At 39.1% G+C, this 22695-nt stretch carries 25 protein-coding genes; 6 read left to right on the forward strand and 19 right to left on the reverse strand.

The features are described 5' to 3' along the window. Nucleotides 1-22: 22 nt before the first annotated feature. From C6Y01_RS01265 to C6Y01_RS01290, 6 genes are all read right to left on the reverse strand, one after another. On the reverse strand, nt 23-1621 hold the full coding sequence (locus tag C6Y01_RS01265) for a M48 family metallopeptidase (protein ID WP_106037739.1): 1599 nt from the start codon (nt 1619-1621) through the stop codon (nt 23-25). Nucleotides 1622-1660: 39 nt separating this feature from the next. Beyond that, nucleotides 1661-2317 (reverse strand): YIP1 family protein, encoded by a 657-nt coding sequence (locus C6Y01_RS01270; protein WP_189318680.1) that lies wholly within the window; start codon nt 2315-2317, stop codon nt 1661-1663. Nucleotides 2318-2388: 71 nt separating this feature from the next. Next, the gene (locus tag C6Y01_RS01275; RefSeq protein ID WP_106037741.1) at nt 2389-2787 is read right to left on the reverse strand and encodes an uberolysin/carnocyclin family circular bacteriocin; all 399 of its coding nucleotides are present in this window, start codon (nt 2785-2787) and stop codon (nt 2389-2391) included. A 370-nt stretch (nt 2788-3157) separates the two neighbouring features. Then, complete coding sequence (locus C6Y01_RS01280) at nt 3158-4009, reverse strand: SDR family oxidoreductase (RefSeq protein ID WP_095285207.1); 852 nt, start codon at nt 4007-4009, stop codon at nt 3158-3160. 131 nt (nt 4010-4140) lie between these two features. Then, nucleotides 4141-4554 (reverse strand): Rrf2 family transcriptional regulator, encoded by a 414-nt coding sequence (locus C6Y01_RS01285; RefSeq protein WP_095285206.1) that lies wholly within the window; start codon nt 4552-4554, stop codon nt 4141-4143. A gap of 48 nt (nt 4555-4602) precedes the next feature. Further along, nucleotides 4603-5076, reverse strand: coding sequence for a VOC family protein (locus tag C6Y01_RS01290; RefSeq protein ID WP_106037251.1), 474 nt, complete (start codon nt 5074-5076; stop codon nt 4603-4605). Between the two features lie 160 nt (nt 5077-5236). Between C6Y01_RS01290 and C6Y01_RS01295 the strand changes: the two genes are divergently transcribed. Continuing rightward, nucleotides 5237-5680: a DUF2188 domain-containing protein gene (locus C6Y01_RS01295; protein WP_106037742.1), complete on the forward strand. Its 444-nt coding sequence runs from the start codon at nt 5237-5239 to the stop codon at nt 5678-5680. A gap of 178 nt (nt 5681-5858) precedes the next feature. Here the strand turns inward: C6Y01_RS01295 and ku are convergent, their stop codons facing one another. Then, nucleotides 5859-6707: a non-homologous end joining protein Ku gene (ku, locus tag C6Y01_RS01305; RefSeq protein WP_106037743.1), complete on the reverse strand. Its 849-nt coding sequence runs from the start codon at nt 6705-6707 to the stop codon at nt 5859-5861. Nucleotides 6708-6821: 114 nt separating this feature from the next. On the opposite strand from ku, the gene C6Y01_RS01310 reads away from it, so the two are divergent. Together C6Y01_RS01310 and C6Y01_RS01315 are read left to right on the forward strand one after the other, a co-directional pair. After that, entirely contained in the window at nt 6822-8687 is a 1866-nt protein-coding gene (locus tag C6Y01_RS01310; RefSeq protein ID WP_106037915.1) for a DNA ligase D, read from the forward strand. A gap of 34 nt (nt 8688-8721) precedes the next feature. Then, nucleotides 8722-9417, forward strand: coding sequence for a YoaK family protein (locus C6Y01_RS01315; protein WP_095285202.1), 696 nt, complete (start codon nt 8722-8724; stop codon nt 9415-9417). Nucleotides 9418-9444: 27 nt separating this feature from the next. Here C6Y01_RS01315 and C6Y01_RS01320 read toward each other — a convergent pair whose 3' ends face one another. From C6Y01_RS01320 to C6Y01_RS01340, 5 genes are all read right to left on the reverse strand, one after another. Beyond that, nucleotides 9445-9681 (reverse strand): hypothetical protein, encoded by a 237-nt coding sequence (locus C6Y01_RS01320; RefSeq protein WP_095285201.1) that lies wholly within the window; start codon nt 9679-9681, stop codon nt 9445-9447. Nucleotides 9682-10142: 461 nt separating this feature from the next. Further along, nucleotides 10143-11255 (reverse strand): response regulator aspartate phosphatase, encoded by a 1113-nt coding sequence (locus tag C6Y01_RS01325; RefSeq protein WP_060596408.1) that lies wholly within the window; start codon nt 11253-11255, stop codon nt 10143-10145. A gap of 257 nt (nt 11256-11512) precedes the next feature. Beyond that, nucleotides 11513-12406: a BclA C-terminal domain-containing protein gene (locus tag C6Y01_RS01330; RefSeq protein ID WP_106037744.1), complete on the reverse strand. Its 894-nt coding sequence runs from the start codon at nt 12404-12406 to the stop codon at nt 11513-11515. A 44-nt stretch (nt 12407-12450) separates the two neighbouring features. Next, nucleotides 12451-12795 (reverse strand): DUF3992 domain-containing protein, encoded by a 345-nt coding sequence (locus tag C6Y01_RS01335; protein ID WP_034660755.1) that lies wholly within the window; start codon nt 12793-12795, stop codon nt 12451-12453. Between the two features lie 74 nt (nt 12796-12869). Further along, on the reverse strand, nt 12870-13523 hold the full coding sequence (locus C6Y01_RS01340; RefSeq protein WP_034660754.1) for a CotZ-related putative spore coat protein: 654 nt from the start codon (nt 13521-13523) through the stop codon (nt 12870-12872). A gap of 440 nt (nt 13524-13963) precedes the next feature. On the opposite strand from C6Y01_RS01340, the gene C6Y01_RS01345 reads away from it, so the two are divergent. Then, nucleotides 13964-14209, forward strand: a complete 246-nt coding sequence (locus C6Y01_RS01345; RefSeq protein WP_034660753.1) for a hypothetical protein — start codon at nt 13964-13966, stop codon at nt 14207-14209. 496 nt (nt 14210-14705) lie between these two features. Beyond that, a complete protein-coding gene (locus C6Y01_RS01355; protein WP_034660752.1) occupies nt 14706-15077 on the forward strand; it encodes an iron chaperone in 372 nt (123 codons plus the stop codon). Between the two features lie 52 nt (nt 15078-15129). On the opposite strand, the gene C6Y01_RS01360 is transcribed toward C6Y01_RS01355, so the two are convergent. Together C6Y01_RS01360 and C6Y01_RS01365 are read right to left on the reverse strand one after the other, a co-directional pair. Next, nucleotides 15130-15711 carry an undecaprenyl-diphosphatase gene (locus C6Y01_RS01360; protein WP_106037745.1) on the reverse strand — a complete coding sequence of 194 codons (582 nt, stop codon included), beginning with the start codon at nt 15709-15711 and terminating at the stop codon, nt 15130-15132. 141 nt (nt 15712-15852) lie between these two features. Then, nucleotides 15853-16395, reverse strand: a complete 543-nt coding sequence (locus C6Y01_RS01365) for a GNAT family N-acetyltransferase (protein WP_034660750.1) — start codon at nt 16393-16395, stop codon at nt 15853-15855. Nucleotides 16396-16674: 279 nt separating this feature from the next. Between C6Y01_RS01365 and C6Y01_RS01370 the strand changes: the two genes are divergently transcribed. Further along, the gene (locus C6Y01_RS01370; RefSeq protein ID WP_262982081.1) at nt 16675-17058 is read left to right on the forward strand and encodes a macro domain-containing protein; all 384 of its coding nucleotides are present in this window, start codon (nt 16675-16677) and stop codon (nt 17056-17058) included. Between the two features lie 75 nt (nt 17059-17133). Here the strand turns inward: C6Y01_RS01370 and C6Y01_RS01375 are convergent, their stop codons facing one another. The 5 genes from C6Y01_RS01375 to glnA form a co-directional block, all read right to left on the reverse strand. After that, the gene (locus C6Y01_RS01375) at nt 17134-17610 is read right to left on the reverse strand and encodes an immunity protein YezG family protein (RefSeq protein WP_106030926.1); all 477 of its coding nucleotides are present in this window, start codon (nt 17608-17610) and stop codon (nt 17134-17136) included. A gap of 5 nt (nt 17611-17615) precedes the next feature. Further along, nucleotides 17616-19541 (reverse strand): T7SS effector LXG polymorphic toxin, encoded by a 1926-nt coding sequence (locus C6Y01_RS01380; RefSeq protein WP_106037746.1) that lies wholly within the window; start codon nt 19539-19541, stop codon nt 17616-17618. A 133-nt stretch (nt 19542-19674) separates the two neighbouring features. Continuing rightward, on the reverse strand, nt 19675-19809 hold the full coding sequence (locus tag C6Y01_RS19240; protein ID WP_262417204.1) for a hypothetical protein: 135 nt from the start codon (nt 19807-19809) through the stop codon (nt 19675-19677). A 2-nt stretch (nt 19810-19811) separates the two neighbouring features. Then, the gene (locus C6Y01_RS01385) at nt 19812-20903 is read right to left on the reverse strand and encodes a Rap family tetratricopeptide repeat protein (RefSeq protein ID WP_034660747.1); all 1092 of its coding nucleotides are present in this window, start codon (nt 20901-20903) and stop codon (nt 19812-19814) included. A 453-nt stretch (nt 20904-21356) separates the two neighbouring features. Continuing rightward, nucleotides 21357-22691 (reverse strand): type I glutamate--ammonia ligase, encoded by a 1335-nt coding sequence (gene glnA / locus C6Y01_RS01395; protein WP_060596374.1) that lies wholly within the window; start codon nt 22689-22691, stop codon nt 21357-21359. Nucleotides 22692-22695 lie beyond the last annotated feature (4 nt).

Genomic DNA, 22695 nt, shown 5'->3' on the forward strand with positions numbered 1-22695 from the left:
TTCACATAATCACCTTGTTGACTTAATTGGTTTTCTTTATGTTCTCAATTCGTTTTTCAAAAGAGGGGTGACTTTCACGCCATTCAGACTTTCTTCCATAATCTCCATCTTCTTCTTTAATAAGACTGCTTAATTTAATCAAAGTATTGAGATACAGTGTTTTATTCTCAAGATGGGAAACAGCAAAGTTATCAGCCTGAATCTCAAATAACCGGCTGATTTTCTTTGGCAGCCATTCCGTAATGAAGATCATGAGAATTATTCCTATTGGGAAAATAAGAACATATTGCCACCATCCGTTGGCAAGCATAACCTGTCTGGCATAATACATACTGATGCCCATAAGTAATGTTACGATCAAAGTTAGGTACATGGTATAATGTGCGTGTTTTAACTTCGCATGTCCCATTTCATGATATAAGATAGCACGAATTTCATCTTTATCAAACTTATTTAACAACCCTTCTGTCACATACAAATCGACTCTTCTTTTAAATGGAAGTTTAAAAGAATATATCCAGGCATTCACATCCTGTTGAGAGTCTTTTTTCACCCAAATATTTACCTTTTGGTTTGTCTTATACTCAATATCCTTGCGAATATACATGAATGCTTCCGTATTTAAAACTTCATATTTGTTTATTATTTTTTGAATGATTGAGTAACCAATAATAAATAATATGATTAGAGCGAAGTACCAGCCACAAAATAGAAAAAGGTTATCCATGATCTTCGCTTGAAATGACAAAGGAAGTAATAAATAAGATCCGAAATATAACAAGGATAATGTGGCAGCACCAATCAAAACGACTTGCTCCCTAACATTCATTAAGAACGAATTTCCTGACGCGCCTTCATTTTCTTCTAAATCTTCAGGCGTATCTTTTGTAGTATACTCAAATGAATAAGCAGTCAATAAGACTGACAGGAAACTAGGTACAAGTATAGAGAGAATAATACTTAAGACATAAGAGCCTGTTATTGATAGCACATATCCCATTAAGAAATAATAATTTAATCCCAAGGGAAGAAAAATGGCTAGAACAAAGGGAATAAATAATGTGAATAGGTTTTTCATAGATTCATGAAGATTAAAAAATAAAAATAACATAGCTGGAAAAAGAATTCCCATTAAGGTAATTAATATAATATATGTGGTATTATGCTTAAAACCTGTTTTGACCTTAGTCGTTTCTGTTAGATTCGTTAGATTGTATTTAGAGAAAAAAGGATTTTGCGATACCTGTTCCATCTTAATTTTATCATCATGAATAAGTACAAAACCTCTTCTTAGAAAAACCGTTGCCTTATCTTTCATTAATTTGTCAGTTTCAATTGTGCTAATTCCATTCCTAGAGGGAATCTCCGTGAAATTTATTTGCTTTCCGCCCAATTGAAAGGCTGCTTCTGAACGATCTTTGGAGTGACCATCTTGATAGGTTAATAAAAAATTACCCTGATAAAGAGAATGGGAGATTAATACTTTTGGATTGTTATCTTTGTTCGAATCAAGTAGAACAAATGGAGAAACAACTGCTGAACGGATACCAACTTCAATCAAAATGACTATTATTGTAATAATGCTTGCAATAAAATAAGAAAGTGAGGCTTTTCGTAACATTTCATCACATCCTACTGTCTGATTATAGGGTTAAAACAATTACATAAATGATGTAAAAAACTCTGGAATTATTTTTAAAATTGTGTTTAGTAAGAAGGTGAAAGTGATAATCATTATGGACATCCACTTACTAGAATCTCTTATCAAAATTTTAACACCTAAATACAGGATTATGTACTGCCAAATGACAAAAAAATCTATATTTTTTAAAAAACTGTTTAAAAGAGAATTATCGGTATCTTTTAAAATACCAGAAAATCCTTTAATCTCGTACAATTCCCCAGAAAACATAACTAATAACGAGAAAGAAATCACCTTAATGGCTATAGGAACCCAGCTATAACCGATAATACTGGATACCGCTCTGAACTCCCGGGTTTCAGTAGAAAACAGTGATACCATAAAATAGATGACAATTGCTTGAATCAGCCACTCTATAAGTAATCCTCCACTTATAATAAAACTGAAAATACCAATAATGATAGCTGAATTAGACACCTTTTCTTCTAATTCAAAAAGATGAGAAATTTCTTGTATTATAAATTGTGAGGTGGATAGCACTAAAAATATTCCGATTAGCATAATTAAAATGAACGGATAAAAATTCTTAGGTTTTTCAATTAATTTATTAAATAAAGATACTGGTTCAAATAATACAGATACGAATGATTTGACGCCCTCTACAATTCTTTTCACCACACGGCTCCCCTTATACGTAATTAGTAATGAAGAAGTAGTTATGAGAATCATAACTACTCTTCTTTACTTTACCATGTAACAGCTGCTTTTTTACCTTTTCGTTTGATATACCACTTTAATGACATCCTTGCTGCCCAAGCGATAGCCGTTACGGTTCCAAATGAAAAGGCACCTAGCACTATAGATATTGCCGAAGCAACGTCAGACCCCGTCATCACCATGTTGACAATTTTGGACGCCTTTTTTTGAGCCTGGTTCCAAGTGGTCTTTTTACTATATTTATTAATGATTTTGGCAAGGTTCACTTCTAATGATGATTTCTCTAAAGTCTGGATATTAGAATTACTTAATTCGTTTTGATTATACTTCACTGGTGATCCAATAGTTCCAAACATCACTAAAATAGATAAAAAGACCATCCCAAAAGCGGCTAGGATTTTAGAATGTTTACTATTAATTTTTCCCACAATTACCACCTCCTCCTATTATTATCTAATATTACAATAAATAAAATTAGAGTTCAACATTATCATATGAAAAAAAGATACTATTTTACTATTTTTGTTGATTGAAAAATTGTTAACTACTACGGGTATAAGGTTACATTAGTTGTTTGAGGTTTGATACATTCATAAAAAATGAAACAAATTATCATTTGGGTTTCATGTTCTCCTCGATGATGTAGGAGTAGAAAAAATAAGGGGGAAATTAACCATTCAGTCGATCTGTTTATATAAAAAAACGTTACATTGACAGGACTATAGTTGAAGAGGAATTTAATGATGCATAAAGCATAATCTGCATAAAAAACGCCCTTTTAAGGGCGCTTGAGAAGATTTATTTTGAAATCAATTCACGAATTCTTTCTTCGATAGGTGTTAAGGGCCGGCCTAATAATGTTTCGAAATCACGGCTTTCAACAGCTAAGGCACCATCGCGAATGCCGCTTTGAATGGCTTTGACAAATGGCACAGCTTCTTTTGGTACACCATTTGAAGCTAAAAATTCTCCAAATGTGTCGACATCAATTTGCTCGACTTTGATCTCTTTTCCGCTTACCTCACTGACAATGTGTGCAAGTTCAGTATGCGTCCGAAGAGGTCCTGACAGCTCATATATCTCCTGGTCATGTACAGGAAGTGTTAACGCATTTGCGGCCGCTTCTGCGTAGTCATTTCTTGTTGCCCAGCCAACCTTGCCATCACCAATTGGACTTAAAAATGGTGCGCCGCTAACGGCTGCTAGAATCGTATCTTTTTCGTTTTCTACATACCAATTGTTTCTTAAAAACACATGAGGAATGCCAGAGGCCACAATCGCTTCTTCTGTTTTTGCATGGTCATGTGCAAGGACAAGCTGACTCTCTCTTGCACTCACAACGCTTGTATAAGCAATAAAGGATACACCAGCTGCTTTCGCCGCTTGGATGGCAGCCGTATGCTGCTGCACGCGGTCTCCTTCTGCAGTTGAAATCATCAAAAGACGGTCAATGCCTTGAAAGGCTGCCTTAAGGGTGTCTGGCTGAGTAAAGTCTCCGTGGCGTACATCCACCCCAGATTCCTTCAAATGTGCTGCTTTTTGCGGGTTTCGAACACTGACCGCAATTTGTTCAGCCGGTACCTTTGTAAGCAAATGCTGGACGACGAGCGATCCAAGTTGTCCTGTTGCGCCTGTTACTAATAACTTCATTTGTTTGACCTCCTCATTTTGTGATTCGACGGTGATGTTTTGGTACAGCTTTACGTATCCGTTTATTCGTTATAACCATCTCGATTACAACAACTGGTGTAAAAAAAGCTCAAGTTCAGCCTGAGCTTCTTTTATTCTGACTCTGTCAACAATTGCTGGATGGTCACTTGTTTGAGGTGATTTTCAAGCGCTGCCTGAGCTTCTTTTAGTTCACTCCTCAGTCTTGTATCCATTGCTTGACCAATCGGACATGCGATGACTGGCTGATGGAAGTTAAATAAATCTTCATCCTCGCTTACATCGACAGCACGGTACACATCTAACAGCGTGATTTCCTCTGCCGGCCTTTTTAAGTAAGCACCGCCTACTCCGCGGCGTATCTCAATAAGTCCCGCCCGTTTGAGCATTGCCATCATTTTTCGAACAATGGCTGGATTTGAATTCACACTTTCCGCAATAAAATCCCCTGTACACTCTTTTGGAACACCTGCAATAAATGACAAAATATGAACAGCAATCGGATACCTGCTGCTAATTTGTTTCACAACCTTTCACCACCGTTGTAATCAATATAGTTACAATGAGTGATTTTGTCAATCAATAAACGGATTTTTCTTTCTATCCCAGTCCTCATATGTCATGATATCGTAGTCTTCTGCTGTATCAAGTTCAAGCGGGGCAATGCATTCAAGCAAATTCTCATCTGGGTCAAGAAAATAGATCGCTGCATGAAATTGCGGCGGATTATCCAGAACTAAAGGCTGTTCCTCTTCTGAAAAACCAAACATTGGGTGAATACTGATGCCTTTTTCAACAAGCCAAGCCTTGATCTGTTCGATACTGGACGTTGTAATTTGAAAGGCAACGTGCCGAGTCGAGGGATGGTATGGAAAGGCATTTATATCTACTTTCCACAAGCCAAGCCAGCTCTTTCCTTTTTCAATCCATAAAAAAGCAACTCGTTCATTTTCGTGAGCAAGTGTCAATTCCAATTTTTCATAAAACGCAATAGATGCCTTCAAATCACTCACAGGTAAATGGGCTTCATACAAACCTTTTATCATCATCAAAACCACTCCTTTTCTCCCTTCTATTCTCCTGGATTTGATGAGATTCCGCCTCAGCAAAACGATGTATTTTATCCCATTCATTGGTTTGAGAAGAATGATATGTTTGATCCATTGCAGATGGGGGAAGGTGTTCAAATAAAAGAAAGGAGCGGTTTATATGCCTTGGACGATGAACGATTATCCAGCTTCATTTAAATCATTAGACAACGTCATTCGAAAAAAAGCGCTTGAGATTGCCAACAAAATGATACAGGAAGGCTATGACGAAAATAGAGCCATCCCAATTGCGATCAGTCAAGCGAAAGAGTGGAAGAAAAACGCAACGGAGAAAGAGATAGAGAATTTCTCATCTCATGGTTCTGTCAAACCTTCTAAGGGCAGCAGCTCTGCACGACCAGAGCTCATGGATCATGCGCAGCATGTCGTCAAGCACGAAGAAGGCTGGGCGGTTCAGACAGAGAAAGCGAAACGAGCAAGTGAGGTCAAAGAAACGAAACAAGAAGCAATTGACCGGGCAAAGGAGATTGCTTCTAATAAAGGGACTTCTGTTGTTATCCACAGAAAAGATGGAACAATTCAGGACGTGTTAAAGCCGCAATAAGACCGCCCGTAAGCGGTCTCAGCGTGTAGGCAAACCCTCGCATTCGTTGTCAGGTCTGCGCTTCGGTGCTCACGAATGTCAAATTCGCTCCGCTCCGGTGCTCGTCCTTCCTAGACTTCAAAGGTTTTCTATCACGCTGAAAAGAAGAAAGTGAAGACCGCCCGTAAGCGGTCTTTTCTTATGCATTCTTTTCTTTTTTCGCTGGTGCTTTTCTTTTTTTAGGTGCTGCTTTTTTCGCTTTGGCTGGTTTTGATCGATCGATTGAAGCCTGTAGAGCCGCCATTAAATCAGTCACATTGGATGCAGGATCTTTTTTGCCTGTCGTTTCTGGCTGAACCGTATGTTCTCCAGATATTTTATCGCCAATTAAGTTCATCAGCTGTTCTCTGTATTCATCTTGATATGCCGCTGGATCGAATGTCGTGGTCAGCTGCTCGATTAAAAGGAGCGCTGTATCTAACTCCTTTTTCACAATGTTCTCCTCTTGGGGGATATTCGGTACATCAGATACTTGTCTAATTTCATCAGGGAAATGAATGGTTTCCATCAGCAAAATATGTTCATAGCACCTAACGATTGCTAATTGCTCCTTTGAGCGGATCATAATCTTCGCCACACCAATTTTTCCCGATTCCTCTAAAGCTTTTCTTAATAATGAATAAGCCTTCGCACCGCCCGTATCTGGTGATAAAAAGTAACTTCTTTCATAATAGATTGGATCAATCTCTTCTATTTTCACAAAATCAATGATTTCAACCGCTTTTTCTTCATTTTCTTTTCGCAGTTTTTCAAGCTCTTCATCGTCTAATTCAATGAATTTATTTTTCGCATACTCGTACGCTTTGACGATTTGTTCTGGTGCCACCTCTTCCCCGCAGTTGGCACAAACCTTTTTATAGTTAATGGGCGTGTGACACTCTTTATGCAGCTGTCTTAACTTAATATCTTTGTTCTCTGTAGCAGTAAACAGCTTAACTGGAATATTGACTAGTCCAAAGCTAATGCCGCCTTTCCAAACTGTATGCATCGCGTCGCCTCCGTTCTTTTCTCCTTACTATGTAATGTTTTCGTTAGACTTATGTATGCGAATGAAAATTTCATCCCACTCTAAGAACACATCATATGAGGAAGTGACATGACAATGAAACCTATGCGATTAACGGCGGCACATGATATTCCTACCGGTTCAGACTGGGTGTATGAATTAAAATATGATGGCTTTCGGACCATCCTGATGTGGGAGGAAAACGAGATTCATTTAGAAAGTAGATCCGGAAAACGATTAAACGAACAGTTTCCTGAGGTTATTGAACAGTGCGAACAATTAAGGGACCAGTTTGCTCCTTTTTTACCACTTACGTTTGATGGGGAATTGGTCTTTTTACTGGATGAACAGCAAAGCGATTTTGCGAGGGTTCAGCAAAGAGGCAGGCTGAAAAACAAAGAGGCTATTAAGCTGCAGGCTGAGCGGTTTCCATGTCATTTGATTGCATTTGATCTATTAAGATGTACAGGGAGATCCCTTGTTGATTTACCGTTGATGGATAGGAAAAAACAGTTACAGCAAGTTTTCCAAGAAGCAAAACTTCCGCCATCTGTTCAGCTGGAGCACCCTTCCCTTCTTCAACTTATTCATACAGACACAAATCATGAATATATGAAAAAGCTGATGACGACGTATTTAGCAGAAGGACTCGTTGCGAAAAAAAAGACGAGTAAATGGCACGACAATACCCGGTCAAAAGAATGGCTGAAAGTCAAAAACTGGCGCTATGTCTCTGTCATTGTGACTCGTTTTGATAAAGAAAATGGCTATTTCCAAGGCTGTATTTATCAAGATCATCATCTCACCGAGGTTGTCCAATTCAAGCATGGGTTTTCTAAAGAAGAAGAACAAACGCTGCGTACACTCTTTCAAACAAAAGGCCAGCTAAAAGGAGCATCAGGATATGAAATCCCTCCTTCTATCGTCGCCAGCATTGCTTGTATATCCTTTGATGGATCCGCCTTAAGAGAGCCGCGTTTTTCTTCCTTTTTACTAGATACTGACCCAGCAGCGTGTACGTTTCAGCAAATGCTCAAACAGCTGTATCCGCTCCCTGCCGTGATTGACGTCACTCATCCTGAAAAACCGATTGTGCCGGCTCTTCATCTGAACAAGGCAGATTACTTACTTTATTTGAGACAAGCGGCTCCCTATCTCTTGCCCTTTTTACGTGAAAGACGACTTACTTTAATTCGGTTCCCCCATGGCGCTGGGGATGAATTCTTTTATCAAAAGTCGACACCTGATTATGCACCAGATTTTGTGTTGACCGATCAAGTTGATGATATTGCTTACACGGTCTGTAATGACCCTCAGACGCTTCTTTGGCTCGGTAACCAGCTTGCGATGGAATTTCATATTCCTTTTGAAACAAGGGATACGGACCGGCCGGTCGAAATCGTCTTTGATTTAGACCCGCCATCTGTTAACGAGTTTCATCTAGCCATAGAAGCTGCCAAGCGAATCAAAGCGCTTTTAGACGGGCTCTTTCTTACAGCCTTTATTAAAACAAGCGGCGGTAAAGGACTGCAAGTGTATATTCCATTAAAGAAAAATGCCTTCACATACGAAGAAACGAGATCATTCACCGCGTTTATATGCCAATTTTTATGTGAACAAGCTCCTGAGCTATTTACTTTAGAACGTCTTAAGAAAAAACGCGGCAATCGCTTGTATTTAGACTATATTCAGCACGATGCTGGAAAAACAATCATCGCGCCCTATTCACCAAGAGGAAATGAGCTTGGACTTGTAGCGACACCGCTTGAATGGGGCGAACTCCATCACGATGGCCTTCATCCTTCTTTGTTTACCATGCCAGCTGTTATAGAGCGTCTAAAGGAAAAAGGAGATCCATTCCGCCGTATGAGGCATCTTGTAAATGATGACACTTTCAGACAAGTCTTACATCGGCTTGAAGACATTATACCGGCACATAAGATGGACATACGCGGTCATTAAGCGTTACACTTATTCATTAGAGAGTAAGAAAGGGATGACCATTTTGACCGCACATTCATTTCGAAATACAGCACTAATCTTCTTGTGCCTTTCCGCAGGTATTGTAGATGTGATTGGCTATTTGAGCCTAGGGCATGTGTTTACAGCCAATATGACAGGTAATATTGTGCTGCTTGGCATTGCAGCAGGAAGCTCCTTGCAGCTAACAGCCCTTCATTCCATCACTGCACTGAGTGGATTCGTTCTAGGGGTTTTACTTGCTGTTGTGATAGGCGGAAAGCATGAGAAAACGTTTTGGCCAAAAGCCGTTACACGTATCTTTATCATAGAAGTCATGATACTACTTCTATTTGCTCTCATGACCATTTTCCCTTATACACAAGGTGCTTATTTTATGCTCATTATCCTTTTAAGTATGGCCATGGGCCTGCAGACAGCGGCCGCCCGCAAATTAAATGTGGCTGGCATTTCCACAACGGTTCTAACGAGTACACTCGCTAACCTATTTGAAGATTTGGCTCAGCGCATTTCACACCGGGAAAAAAGAAAAGCTCCTATACAGCATGTCAGTTTCATGCGAATAGGCTCTATTGTCTTTTACTGCCTAGGTGCCGCTTTAGCGGCATACACAGATGCGTACGACCCGTTTATCATCATTTGGCTGCCTATCTCTATCCTTGGGGTGATTGTGATCACTGCTGCATTGAAGCACTTTCACCAATTGAAATAGCCAATCGTTAGATGGCTATTTCAACGTTCACTCATAACTTCTCACATAAAAACCAGGAGGACGCCCCATAATGAACGTGGAGCCATACGGATATCCAGAAAATGTCCCGAATCCCCCGTATCCAGGGAAACCGCCTAAACCAGAAAACACACCAGAGCTCACATAATACCCGCCAAAGCCGATATGAGAACCAACCGATCCGATATGTGCTCCCCCACCGCTAAAACCGCCTCCATGAAAACCTCCATAAACTCGTGGATACATACAATCACCTGCTTTCGTCTAACAACTCATCACATCATATGCATGACAAATGGAGCGGTGTTCCGACTTTTTCTTTTACTTCTATGTACAATAGACCAATTTGATAAAATGTGAATGAAAAGTCCTGCAAAAAATTAAATTAAGCAAAGAAAGGTGACCTTTTTAACTTGTTGCGCTGCCCTATGTTTATTTAGAATAATGGGGCAGGTAACAAATTTGCACACCCCCTTTGTTGCGAATTCTTCTTATTAAACGTTCTTGTAGCGTTTAATAAGAAGAGCCTATTAACAACATACAAAAAACCCTTGCTGACGATGATCAACAAGGGCGAGAGATAAATGGTGGATTAACCACCAATGATTTTTTCTGCTACTTCGAAAGAACCCGCAACGTTTTGAGTCAGAACTGACGCAGCGATCGCTAAACCTACAACGAATAATACTTTTAAACCTGTTTTCATCTTAAATCAACCCCATTCTTTTCATATGTAAATCCGCTTCTAAACTTTTGTTCAAGTAAAAAACAGACTGCTCATAAAGTGCTTGCTTTTCACAATACTTAGCAGCAAAATGTGAAAGCTCTTTTACTTCATGATATTCATTCTTCTCTTCTAACTTTCTTAATTTCTCATCAATTTGCTGAAATCTTTGTGGTGCATTCGTTAAGTAAAGGTCATGGACGATGCCTATTTTCAGCTGAAACACTTCATGAGAAGCATCTTTTATTCTGGCATACGCAGCCTCTATATATTGGCTTGCACGCTGCTTTTCACCAATCACACAGAGTTCCCGGCTGATCAGATACGTAGAATGGAAAAAGAAATCCGACTCATAATATTCTTGATGGGACAGTGCTTTTTCAAGATGACGTATTGATTCTTTCGGTTTGTTCCAAAATGAATATAAAATGGCTACATTGTGATGGAGCTGAGCCAGCATAAAGTCATCCTGCTCGCTTGTCAAAACCTCTTCCGCCAGGCGATAATTTTCAAGCGCCTCTTCATACCGGCCGATCTCTGTTTGATTCGCCGCAATGAGAGAGTATGAAAGGGCTGTTCTTCTTTCATAATGCTTGTGCCGTTTATAGACGTGAAGTGCTCTGCGGATATAGCTTAATGAGAGCATGATATGACTAAGCCGGTAGTAAAGCCAGGCCACCTTAAAATCGAAATCAGCACGTTCGATCTCACTTGGAATTTTATCTAAGAGCTTTTCAGCACTTTGATACATTTGCAATGCAACCTCGTAATTTCCTTGATGCTGCTCATACACACCCTCATAAAAATCAAAATAGTAGGCAAGTCGGTTAGACAAGTCATCCTCTTTTTTCCCGTGATGACCTTCTATACTTCTCGTTGAAACACTGCCCTTTTGCCCTCTTAAATTGTACATGAGAATGTGATGCCTCTTCTCAAGAAGAGAATAGTACATAAGGATGTCCGCATCGTCAATTTCCTCTACCGCTTGTTTCGCTTTAGCAAATAACCGTTCTGCCTCATCTGCATGATCTTTTTTGATTTCCATGTTCCAGTCATTTAATAATGATGCCAATTCCGCAACAGGAATCTTGCTCATTCTACACCCCCAATCACCTTCAGCTGCATCACATGATTTCACTAAATATGGAACTTCTATTAGCAATTGCTAATTAAGTCCATTTGAGATCATTTTAATATGAATCTCTCGAATCTTCAATAACCGTTTCCATTGAAAATGCGTTTCTTTCTTCTAGTCAATGATGTTTGTGTAAAAATTCCGCCTTTTTTCGGTTTTAAAGTAACCAATCATCTCGTAATGAAATGAAAAAGCCCTTTTTTGGGGGCTTTTTGTCCTTATTCCAATCGTATAATAGTAAGTGCCGCTCCAACCGATCCTCCCCCAAGTAACACTATTGCTGCGACTAAACCGAAAATTTGGAGAGAAATCTGGTTACCTGCTGCAAGTGTTGTAATGAGTGATACGTTGTAGGTAGATGCCGATAAAGCGGGTGTTAATATAGAACCAGGAATGGCAGATCCGCTGTTAATGATCCTTGTTCCGGCAAGCAGCGCTACACTTGTGTTCACTTGATATGTGATGAAATAGCGGCCTGAGACAGGCACTGTAAAAATCGTATTTCCACCACTTGCCGTAAAACCATCTAAGCTCTGATTATTAGGCAAGGAAACCGCTGTCCCGCCTATGACAACAAGCACTGTACTTCCCGCCGTATTGGACGCGTACATTGAGTTAGCGGTCACAATTGTGCCGGTTGGACCTGTTACTCCTGTTGATCCGGTTGGGCCGGTTGATCCTGTTGCTCCCGTTGGACCTGTTACTCCTGTTGGGCCCGTTGATCCGGTTGTTCCCGTTACTCCGGTCGAGCCGGTTACTCCTGTTGGACCCGTTACTCCGGTCGGGCCGGTTAATCCGGTTGTTCCGGATACTCCGGTTGGACCCGTTATTCCGGTTATTCCCGTTGGACCTGTTACTCCTGTTGGACCTGTTACTCCTGTTGAACCCGTTACTCCGGTCCGGCCGGTTGCTCCTGTTGAACCCGTTACTCCGGTTACTCCGGTTGCTCCCGTTGGACCTGTTGCTCCGGTCGGGCCGGTTGATCCCATTGATCCTGTTGGACCTGTTGGGCCGGTTGATCCTGTTGGACCTGTTGCTCCGGTTACTCCGGTCGGGCCGGTTGCTCCCGTTGGACCTGTTATTCCTCCACACATATTAAGTTGGGCGCACATGCCTCTCACTTCTTTCAAACTGTGGAATCTTTAAGACATACACACTAATACTGATAATTGAGAGAAAAAGAAACGACAATACTTCCAGTCGAGGTCCCGCCAGTAGCTACAATCCCAATGGAGTTAAGATCACTGAGCGTAATGGATCGACTCTCTCCTGGAGGTACAGTGAAATCTGGAACAGCCGCACCGTTGACCTCTAATGTCACAGTTGGTGCTACAGCCACGATTCCGTTGTTTTCCACCATAATGGTCCCGTTTATGACAAATGGTGTTCCATCCGTCCAGACGACAACTGGATCCGCTGCTGCTGCTAAATCGACTGTGAAGCATACCGCATCATTCACAAAGCCTGTTTGCTCATTACTACACCCGCCTAAAATAGCCATTTTAACCCTCCTTCAACCTATTCTTGATAGACTATGATCTAGTGTTCTATGAAGATTGTGCGATTATCCCAGACTCAAAGCCTTATTTTTTTCCTTTGTACCATGTTTAATTGAATGTCTAAGCGCGCTTGCACGTTTTCAGTGGCTTGTTTCTTTAAAATCAACATCATATCTTTTACAGTAATCGATCGACTTTCTCCTTTTTGGACACATATGTCATGACATGCTTTTTTTGTTTGAATGGTAATAGAAACTGGCACTTCTTGATCATCATGATGATGCAAAACCACTGTTGCTGTATTTAGTAATCTTGTTCCATTACGCCAGATTTCAACCGAACTGGGGGATGTTGAAAAATCAAGAAGGAGGTGGTGAGGTTCTATGTTCTTTAAAATGAGCGCATCATATACTGGCAGCTCTGCTTCAATCATTCCGCATAAAAAAGAAAGATCAACAAGGATCTTTGAACTGGATCGATACAAGACTTTCTGACAGCAAGTCGACCTCATGCAGCATGGAACAAGGAGCTCTAATACCACACAATTCTGTTCTTCATTGATGGAAATTAAAGAAAAATAGCAAGTATTAAACACACTTCTTTCAACGAACACCCAGGAGTAGAAAGGTTCCCCATTTTCCATGATGAGCAAAAAAGGAGAACTCATTGAACGTTTGTGAGTAAAGCCTTCATTTTTTGTTTGATTAATTATCTCTTTCAGTTTACTCATCAACAGGTTTGTCACTTTCTATCAGCCCAATTCAATGCTGTATACAAATCCATATGGTCTTTTATCATATGTGCCTTTGACTATTTTGTGCGATTCGCGTAAAGATCAGCGGCAGAAAGAGAACCCATGGAACTAATCGCAAAATTTACCGAACGAAAAGTCACTTTTAAAAGCTGTTCAATTCATCTATCGCATAATACGATATTACGTCATGCTCCGCCAAAAACGACGCCAGTTATACGCAAATAAAAAAACAAATCAATAAAGCTTTAAAAGTGTTAAAAGGTTTATTCATACATTGTGAAAATTATCACCTTATATAAATAGGTAAATTTAAGGTATTTTTACAAAATTCGACACAAAATGCTTTTTCTCTTTGATACTATTGAATTAACCTATTTACAAATAATAGGTTAATTCAAATTAAGGAGTTGTTTTGTTTGAAAAAATCAACATTAAAAAAAGCTGTATTATCTATCGCCTTTTCTGCAACAATGTTATTTTCTATGAATACTGCAAGTGCTGCTCCGTTAGAGTGGGTCAGAGATGCTTATCCTGATCAGTGGGATTACGTATTAATTAAACAAAATGGGGTAAGTTACACTCAAGTTTGGACAAGTAGTAACAGTTATTTCCTTGTAAAATGCGAAGTATTATCTAACGGAAAATGCTTTGTTTCAAAATAAAAATATTTACAAAACGACTTCCAATTTTGGGGTCGTTTTTTACTTCAAAGTCAAACTCCTCTAAATGGGTGCTTTAAATTAAACCTCATTGAGAGCATAATCCAGGTCTAGGAAAGTCTTTGCTTTTAAACGTGTATACAATCTTTCACTCATACCGATTTCATTATATACCTTGTAATAGTTAATTTTGGAGCATATTTTGGTTTAATCTCCCTAATCTCTTTATACATAGGTTTTTCTTTACAATAACCCTATTAGCATTTTACTATATATAATAAGATCAATAACTTCCGCGCCTCAGCAGCTCTAGAAGGCTAGAGCACTGTAAAACGAATTATAGCTGGCGAGCCGCAAGGTAAGGGTTTCAGAAGCATCAAAAAGCACACTGAGACAGGTGAAATTCCGTAGGGAAGCGGTGTTGCCCCTAATCTATGCTTACCGGGTTCGAATCCCGTCTGAGACGTATGAGGTCGATGGAATTGGAGGATAAAACATCATGCATGTGTTTGAAGAATATGTAAGCAATATCGGTAATCCAAAGCTGAAGCAGCGCACACAAGACATTTTACAATGGATTTTAGACACATTCCCTCAATTAGAGCCAAGAATTGCTTGGAATCAGCCCATGTTCACAGACCACGGCACATTTATTATTGGGTTTAGCGTAGCAAAACATCACATTTCTGTCGCACCAGAAGGTAAAGGAATCGATCACTTTTCAGCTGACATTGTACAAGCGGGTTACGATCATGGAAAAAAGATGTTTCGCATGAAGGAAAGCTTGCCAGTTGATTATCCTCTCCTAAAAAAAATCATCGAATTTAATATCGAAGACAAAGCGGATTGTTCAACGTTTTGGCGAAAATAAAAAGCACCCCGATCTGAGCCATTAACAGACCGGGGTATTTTGCTGCAACATGTTATTTTGTTCTCTTCCTTACAACTTTCTGCTCAAGCCACTCATAACATGACAAAATGGTATTAACGCTCCTTTGGCATATCGGCAAATATACAACAGCGACCGCTGTTAAACACGCCATGACAGCACCTGCTAAGACATCAAATGGATAATGGACACCTACCCAAATCCTTGAAAAACCAACGGCGCACGCAATGATCAGCCAATAAACATGGCGTTTGTGAAAAAGCCAAAAGATCAGACAAACAGAAAAAATAAAGATGGTATGATCACTCGGAAAAGAGTTATTTACTTCCTTTTGAATCAAAAGATTGACATGACTCATTTCGGCAAAGGGCTGCTGGTTGGAATAAAAAATTCCTGCAATTTTGCCAATTAACTCTGCCAATATGAAAGTAAATCCGGCAGATACGACCACCCGCCTATTGGTTCTGCTCCGATTTTGAAACCATATGAACAGACACATGAGCGCTGCTAACAGCACTGTATATTCAGCTAGTCCAATGAATAACGGATTCAAGTAACCATGATCGATACTGAGCTGATTCACCCACCTAAATAAATTTTCATTAAATCCCTGCATCTCATTTCATCCCTTTTTCCTCGATTTATGACAAGGATAATTGAAATGAGATGACCGCTCCATCGATCGAACGAACAAACCATGGAATCATATGACATGTTTGTCACTTTGCTGTCACCTGCACATCATTCACTGAGTGCTCTATAGAGAGTGATGCTGCTCCCATTCCTTTTTTAGCAAAGCATATTGATACGTGTTTTCATATTTAGGGGTGCCGTCCTCATAAGTAGTAAATGAAATAAACTCAAGAAAAAGGCCTTCTTTCCGCATGCCTAATCGCTCACATAATGCCTGTGAACGGACATTATCATCTTCTACATAGGCATAAAGCCGCCTTGCTCCCTTTTCTACAAATAAATAGGTCAAGAATGCTTCAGCACTCTCACGTGCATACCCCTTTCCTTCATATGCTGCATTGAAATTCCAGCCGATTGAATACGTATCAGGCTCCTCTTTTAAATGAAACAACTCACCGATAATTAGTTGACTTTCTTTTAAACAAACCGCTACATATGAATGATCTTCTTTTCTCTTTTGCACTTTAGCCACAGCTTCTTCTAATGAAAAAATTCGATCACTAAGAAAACAATTTACTCTTGGATTAGACAAGTACTCCAGCATCCCTGCCGCATCTTCTTCGCAAAACGGTCTAAGAATTAAACGATTCGTTTCTAATTGATTCATAAATGACTCCTCTTTGCATCATTTCGTGTTTTCTAGTCTCTCCATATTTTAGATGACATGCACCTGCTTTGACAATCAAGTTGTTGTGAAGTGTCTTCAAATAAACGAAACTCATAAAAAGCATTTTTGCTATTAAATAATTTGATCAAAACTGATAAAATAGAACATAAGTTTGCATTTTATTAAAAAGGGGTTACTTGATGTGATCAAAACAGTGGATGGTAACATTTTAGAGGCAAGTGAAGACATCTCTGTCATCAGGTGAACTGTAAAGGGGTCATGGGCGCTGGATTAGCCAAACAAATCAAAAGCAAATACCCCAATGTATACAAAAAGTATAAACAATTATGTACAGAACAAGGAGATGACTTGTTAAGCTCCGTTCAACTCATTACAACTAATGACGGAAAAACAATTGCCAACTTATTTGCTCAAACTGGATACGGTAGAAAAAGAATGCAAACGGACTACGATGCCTTACGCAGCTGCTTACAAAGCCTAAAAGACACAGTAACCCATTCAAATGAAAAGAAAAACCAAACTTCCATCGCCATTCCTTACGGGATCGGCTGCGGATTGGCGGGCGGGGATTGGACGATTGTTGAAGACATGATTGAAGAGGTATTGGGTGATTGTGAAGTGACGGTTTATTGGTTTCGATAAAGGGAATGAGGTTTTTATGAAATATATAAAATACAGTCATACAAAAACCCTCCTTAAATTGGAGGGTAATGTGTGTTAGCTGTTATTTTTATTTTTTATATAATTTAACACAGTTTCTTTATCTTCCTCATCTTCAGGGAGAATGCCGAATGTTTCATATTCCCAAACCTCTATTCTCTGAATGCCATAAAGCCCTATATTGAGAATATCTTCATAGCCGTACTCAATTGAAAACTTCCCTGACTTCTCCAGCTGAAGGGTAGCTGTTGTCCAAGCTCCTAAACCATTTTTTATATACTCCTTTTTCAAATCTTCAAAGACTTCACTGAGTTCAACTAATAAATGGTCATAAGTAGAGTCACTTACTCTATATCTTTCTGGAATATCATGTCCATAAACACATTCTTCATTATTAGGTTCAGTAAAATAAAAAGTAATTCCAGCTGAATCATCTAGAATTTCAGCGTACATCCAAACTTTATCCCAATCACATGGTATAATTTCATTAATTGCTTCTGCAATTTTTTTATAATATTGTTCTATTGATTCCACTAGTATTAACCTCCAGGTTGATTTTTAATAGTTTCACGAACGGAACGTTTTCCAATTTTATATCTCACTACAAAACTTTCAGGTCTTAATGAATCATCTTTATAGATAGGCCGAATACTAACCTCTACATGTTTAGGTGGGTCTTTCCTCAAGGCTGCTAACCACTCTTGTTCTATCTGATACCATTTCCCACCACTTCGATTGATCTGTGAATTCATAGGTATGAGATTATCAATATCCCCAGACCCTTTAAAAATAGAGGCAATCAAATGACCTCCATCATCATCTAGTAATCGATCAGGCTTTCCTGAATTGGACTGAGCATATTGGTTTCTTTTGACCTCTCCATATTTTAAATCACTTGCTTCGACTTTGACAATCCGTCCGTAGTGATCTGTTGTGTAGGTGTAGCCTTGTTTAGTTGTATAAACGACATTGGGTTTTAATACTTTTTTACGTTTCCATCTCACATAGTGATCTCCGTAACTGACAACGGTTGGCGGTGATTTTGGTGCTGGTAATCGTCTGCCTGTCTTAGAGATTCCGTATCCTGAATTGTTGTCTAGACGCTTTGCCATGGAGAGGAGTTTATTTTTAAGATTTTCTCCGTCAAATACATTGTACGGCAGCTTGGGTCCGCCAGCCATTTGAAACTTTGGTGAATATGGCAATAGGCTAGGAATGGAGACTCTGTCTAATGATTTTGCTCCTTGTTCAAGCCCTTTCTTCACTGTAGTTTTGGCCGTTGTTGTCCCTGTTTTTGTAATGGCTCCTGCCCCTTTAGAGCCAAAGACGATTTCTGCTAAAGAACCAGTCGCATAGGCAAACCAGTGTGACCGAGAATACGCATCACCATCTATGACTTCTTTTTGGAATGAGTCTGAAATTGATTTTCCAATTGCTTTCGATGTTTCAATTGGATGAGAAACAGCCGTTACGACCGATTCAACGGCACCTCCAGGGTCTGTTACAAGATCGTAGATGCCAACTACTGTATCTTTGGCCACATCATATAGACCCACTGCAGCACCTTTTACACTATCAACGAATACCTCTGATGCTTCTTCCTGCGCTTTAATTTGAAGCAGCTGGCTGTAATACATTTTTTGATCGTAAGAAAGATTTTCATATCCAATTTCGTCTACAATCTCAAAGTATTGATCCACTGACATGTTTGATGGATCATTGAGCTTTTCTTTCAATTCTTTGATTCTTCGTTTCTCTTTTTCTTCTTTTTTTAATTTTAAATATGCTTTCACTTGAGCATCGATTTTATCATGATTCTTGTACACATCTGTCTCGTGAAATGCTTTTGCATCATAATACATGGGCTGAGCGTTCTTACCTTTTCCTGTAGCAGCCATCATTTTTGTATAAAAAGTTGCAAGATGTTTCTCAATCGCTTCTGATTTTGCGTATTCTGTTTTTAGGGCATGATCTAATGTATGTACAGCCTCAATTGCATCTTTTCTTTTTTTGTTCGCATCATCTAAGTGCTCGTCTACCTCTTTGCTGGAAAATGTCTGCAATTCAATCAAATCACTAATATCGTCAAAAATAGCCGTAAGGGCTTCTTTTTGTTCCTTCACCATATCTTTATTGTTCTGAATGCCTTGCTTCAATTGAGCGTCTAAGAAGTGCTCGTCAATAAATGTACTACCGCCTAATGATTCATCATCAAGCTTTCCTTTCACTCCATCTAAAAAAGCCTTTTGCATATCGATAAAATCAAGATAAGTGTCCGTGTATAGTGCAAGATCATTATAAAAAGCTTTGATATTATCTGCACCTTTTCCAGTAAACTCGTCACCTAATCCCGATACACTTTTTAATGCTTTTTTCACAAGTTTCATTTCTTCTTGAAGCTCATGATACGCCTTTGACCTCTGTTCGACAGCTGATAGTAAAGATGGAGCATCTAATATTTTCATATAAAAAAGACTCCTTTTATGGAATATTCTTTTACTAGAATACCATAAGGAGTCTTATACTTTAATCCAATTTATCTATTTTTAACCATTCAACCCCGGAGCTGGTCTGTAGAGGTTGATTCAAACCATCCATTTATGATCCTGCACCTCTTGAGGAAAGTAACACTATATCACTTTTAGCATCTGCCTGGGTATGTTGTAAAATAGGCATTCCAAGTATTGTACCTATCAGCAAAGCAGTAGTAATAATCACCATTATTTTTTTCATGATCATATGACCTCCTTTCCTATAAGCGTACAAGATTTTAAAGCCAATTCCAAGAAGTAGTTACTTTCTTCATAAAGATTTAACTTTTTATATATGGAGGCAACATCAGGAGCTAATGCCTCTAAATCAACATATGCTTTTCTTTCTTCCAAAAGATATAGCCCTTTCTTGATGTCCTCATAGCTTTCCCGTGGTGTTGTATAACATTTCTCAAGGATATTGAATTTCAAAATAAAGTTTGTGTTCTGCTGTTCTTTAGAAAAGGTTTTCCCCTCAGCAACCCAACTTATTGCCTGATCCAACTGATTTGATTTATAGCTTGATCTTGCAAATTCATACGCACATTGTAAGTAAGAAACAGGAGCTGACTGTTTTAGATCATCTGCGGAAATTGCTTTGTTGAAATATTCAATTGCTTCTATATGGTGGTCATCCTGAATTTTGAGAAATCCTAAATCATAATAAGCCAACGCTAACAATCTCTTATCATTCTTCTCAATCAGTCTATCGACACACTCCAAAAGCATTCTTTCAGCTTTGTCTAGTCTACCATCATCAATCAAATTCAGTGCCAACAACATATTACAGTTTATGGTCTGTATGCTGTAGCCTTCATGACCTTTGTAGATATCCTTGGCTGTTTGTAGATGATGGTGAGAAAGGAGCGTGACCTTGTTGAAATAGTAGAGTGTGCCAATTTTATAATGGAACTCAGCCTTTTCAATTTCATCATGTACCTTGTCCAATTGTCTCTCAGCTACTCTGAATAGGACTAGAGCTTCTGAATAGTTATTCTTTGCACTCTCATACATACCTTTGAAAAGATAAAAGTAAAACCTTAGCATGTCATCTGTTTTGACTCTTTCACTTTCTGTTATTGTTGGTTGCCTCACTAAATCTTCCATAAGTACCTTAAATCTGTAATCAAGAATATTGAAATAGAGTAAAACATCTTGATTTTCTTCCATTTCGCCTAACATTTCTTGAATCTCATCCCTCAACTCTACTGCTTGTGAAACTTCCCTCTTTTTAATATGTAAATACCATTTGTTGAGTGTGTTTGCTACATCTACAGAGGAGATCAAACCTGACATCCCATTACCCCCTTGCTATCATTTACTTTGTATAATTTTAACATGGCATTTACAACATATGTAAAGTCGAAGTGTTCATTTTAAAAGTTTTCGGTATCCCGCAAAATGCAAAAATACTTATCTATAAAAGGTATGTTTTATGTAGAGTGCATTAAAAGAGGAACGACATGGCAGTACAGAATTAAACATATGGATCCTGTAACACAAGAAGTAACAGAGCTTTCTAAAGGTGAATTTAGTACAAAAAGAAGCGCAAGTTGCTGCTTCAAAACATAAAGAATTGCTTAGAAGTGATATTGAAGTTGGTGGCGTAGAAATAACTTTAAAACAGTTTCTTTAGGAACACTAATTCTCTTTTTAAACATAGGTTTACACATCGTTTTCTTCTTTTCTGAATATAATTTGACCAAAATAAAAACCCCTGAAACCATTGGTTCCAAGGGGTTTTCTTTATTAATACTGAGACATATACTGATCGCGTTCCCATGGGTGCACTTGGGTGCGGAACATATCCCATTCGATTTCTTTTGATTCGATGAAGTGTTCGAATAGGTGATCGCCTAGTGCGTTGATCATGACTTCGTTTGATTTCAGTAACTCAAGTGCTTCTGCAAGTGTTGCAGGCAGGTCAGAGATGCCGTTTTCAAGGCGCTCTTCTTTGTCCATGACATAAATGTTTCTGTCGATTGGTGCTGGTGCGTCCAATTTGTTTTTGATTCCGTCTAGACCTGCTGCAAGTAATACGCTTAGTGCAAGGTATGGGTTTGCAGATGGGTCAACGCTGCGCACTTCTACACGTGTGCTGATGCCGCGTGATGCAGGGATACGGATCAATGGACTGCGGTTTTGTGCACTCCATGCAACGTAGCAAGGTGCTTCATAACCAGGTACAAGACGCTTGTAAGAGTTAACCGTTGGGTTTGTGACCGCTGTAAAGCTTGTTGCGTGCTTGACGATACCTGCGATAAAGTGTCTAGCAGTCTCGCTTAATTGTAAATCTGCTTTTTCATCAAAGAATGCGTTTTTGCCATTTTTGAATAATGATAGGTTACAGTGCATACCAGAACCGTTTACACCGAACAATGGTTTTGGCATGAATGTCGCATGAAGACCGTGCTTTCTCGCAATCGTTTTGACAACGAGTTTGAACGTTTGAATGTCATCACAAGAACGGATAGCGCCAGCATATTTGAAATCAATTTCATGCTGTCCAGGTGCTACTTCGTGGTGAGATGCTTCAATTTCAAAGCCCATTTCTTCAAGCTCAAGCACGATATCACGGCGGCAGTTTTCGCCTAGATCTGTTGGTGCAAGGTCAAAGTATCCGCCTTTATCGTTTAGTTCAAGCGTTGGTTCGCCTTTTTCATCTAATTTAAATAAGAAGAATTCTGGCTCAGGCCCAAGGTTGAAATCACTAAATCCTAGTTCTTCCATTTCCTTTAAGACACGCTTTAAGTTATTACGTGGGTCTCCATCAAATGGCGTCCCGTCCGGCTTGTAAATGTCACAAATAAAGCGTGCAACTTTACCTTTTTCTGCTGTCCAAGGGAAAATAACAAATGTGTTGAGATCTGGGTATAGATACATATCTGATTCTTCAATACGTACGAAGCCTTCAATAGATGAACCGTCAAACATACATTTGTTATCGAGAGCTTTTTCTAACTGGCTCACAGGAATTTCAACATTTTTAATCGTTCCGAGAATGTCTGTAAATTGCAGACGAATGTACTTTACGTTTTCCTCATTTACTAATTTTACGATATCTTCTCTTGTGTATTTTGCCATTTCG

Source organism: Bacillus sp. NMCC46 (assembly GCF_002998465.1).
In the GTDB taxonomy this organism is placed as follows: Bacteria; Bacillota; Bacilli; order Bacillales; family Bacillaceae; genus Bacillus.

What these genes read in the sequence shown, in the direction of transcription:
- C6Y01_RS01265 (WP_106037739.1), bottom strand. Translation starts at nt 1,621, where the DNA reads ATGTTACGAAAAGCCTCACTTTCTTATTTTATTGCAAGCATTATTACA.
- C6Y01_RS01280 (WP_095285207.1), bottom strand. Translation starts at nt 4,009, where the DNA reads ATGAAGTTATTAGTAACAGGCGCAACAGGACAACTTGGATCGCTCGTC.
- C6Y01_RS01290 (WP_106037251.1), bottom strand. Translation starts at nt 5,076, where the DNA reads ATGATGATAAAAGGTTTGTATGAAGCCCATTTACCTGTGAGTGATTTG.
- C6Y01_RS01295 (WP_106037742.1), top strand. Translation starts at nt 5,237, where the DNA reads ATGCCTTGGACGATGAACGATTATCCAGCTTCATTTAAATCATTAGAC.
- ku (WP_106037743.1), bottom strand. Translation starts at nt 6,707, where the DNA reads ATGCATACAGTTTGGAAAGGCGGCATTAGCTTTGGACTAGTCAATATT.
- C6Y01_RS01310 (WP_106037915.1), top strand. Translation starts at nt 6,822, where the DNA reads ATGAAACCTATGCGATTAACGGCGGCACATGATATTCCTACCGGTTCA.
- C6Y01_RS01315 (WP_095285202.1), top strand. Translation starts at nt 8,722, where the DNA reads ATGACCATTTTGACCGCACATTCATTTCGAAATACAGCACTAATCTTC.
- C6Y01_RS01320 (WP_095285201.1), bottom strand. Translation starts at nt 9,681, where the DNA reads ATGTATCCACGAGTTTATGGAGGTTTTCATGGAGGCGGTTTTAGCGGT.
- C6Y01_RS01325 (WP_060596408.1), bottom strand. Translation starts at nt 11,255, where the DNA reads ATGAGCAAGATTCCTGTTGCGGAATTGGCATCATTATTAAATGACTGG.
- C6Y01_RS01330 (WP_106037744.1), bottom strand. Translation starts at nt 12,406, where the DNA reads ATGTGCGCCCAACTTAATATGTGTGGAGGAATAACAGGTCCAACGGGA.
- C6Y01_RS01335 (WP_034660755.1), bottom strand. Translation starts at nt 12,795, where the DNA reads ATGGCTATTTTAGGCGGGTGTAGTAATGAGCAAACAGGCTTTGTGAAT.
- C6Y01_RS01340 (WP_034660754.1), bottom strand. Translation starts at nt 13,523, where the DNA reads ATGAGTAAACTGAAAGAGATAATTAATCAAACAAAAAATGAAGGCTTT.
- C6Y01_RS01355 (WP_034660752.1), top strand. Translation starts at nt 14,706, where the DNA reads ATGCATGTGTTTGAAGAATATGTAAGCAATATCGGTAATCCAAAGCTG.
- C6Y01_RS01360 (WP_106037745.1), bottom strand. Translation starts at nt 15,711, where the DNA reads ATGCAGGGATTTAATGAAAATTTATTTAGGTGGGTGAATCAGCTCAGT.
- C6Y01_RS01365 (WP_034660750.1), bottom strand. Translation starts at nt 16,395, where the DNA reads ATGAATCAATTAGAAACGAATCGTTTAATTCTTAGACCGTTTTGCGAA.
- C6Y01_RS01370 (WP_262982081.1), top strand. Translation starts at nt 16,675, where the DNA reads ATGGGCGCTGGATTAGCCAAACAAATCAAAAGCAAATACCCCAATGTA.
- C6Y01_RS01380 (WP_106037746.1), bottom strand. Translation starts at nt 19,541, where the DNA reads ATGAAAATATTAGATGCTCCATCTTTACTATCAGCTGTCGAACAGAGG.
- C6Y01_RS19240 (WP_262417204.1), bottom strand. Translation starts at nt 19,809, where the DNA reads ATGAAAAAAATAATGGTGATTATTACTACTGCTTTGCTGATAGGTACA.
- C6Y01_RS01385 (WP_034660747.1), bottom strand. Translation starts at nt 20,903, where the DNA reads ATGTCAGGTTTGATCTCCTCTGTAGATGTAGCAAACACACTCAACAAA.
- glnA (WP_060596374.1), bottom strand. Translation starts at nt 22,691, where the DNA reads ATGGCAAAATACACAAGAGAAGATATCGTAAAATTAGTAAATGAGGAA.